Origin of the sequence: Acinetobacter lwoffii, from assembly GCF_024129435.1 — a bacterium.
In the GTDB taxonomy this organism is placed as follows: domain Bacteria; phylum Pseudomonadota; class Gammaproteobacteria; order Pseudomonadales; family Moraxellaceae; genus Acinetobacter; species Acinetobacter lwoffii_F.
Map to the genome: position 1 here is coordinate 1 of NZ_JAMXXN010000080.1, position 539 is coordinate 539.

At 38.4% G+C, this 539-nt stretch carries 1 pseudogene; it reads left to right on the top strand.

What is annotated here, in order from left to right:
* Nucleotides 1–527 (top strand): annotated as a pseudogene (locus tag NI455_RS15390) (IS5 family transposase); the annotation flags it as partial.
* Between the last annotated feature and the right edge of the window lie 12 nt (nt 528–539).

Sequence of the window (539 nt, forward strand, 5' to 3'; positions counted from 1 at the left end):
TTTTTTTAGATTACGAGGCGTCTTGGATCAAGAATGGGTATTCATTGACGGAAGCTACATACGCGTGCATCAACATGCAAGTGGAGCTCGGTATGGTTTCGAAAGAGCAATTGGACAATCACGCGGTGGACAAACAACAAAAATACATCTTGCAACCGACGCGAATGGATTACCGATTGATTTTAAAATCACTGGGGGTGACGTCCACGACAGTCAAGTTGCAAAACAACTGATTGATATTGTAGGCGAGGCAACATATCTCATTGCTGACAAGGGATATGATGCTGAGCACATTCGAATATGTGCTAAGAACAAGAATATGATTCCTATTATTCCATTGAGATCAAACAGTAAGAGATCGAATAAAGAATTTGATAAATATCTATATAAATTAAGATATTTAGTTGAAAACGCTTTTGCGAGATCAAAACATTTCCGTGCTATTGCAAACTCGATTTGATAAACTAGCACGCAATTATAAATCTATGCGTATAGCCTGCATATTTATTTGGTGCAAAGCCAAATGAGGACACGCCCTA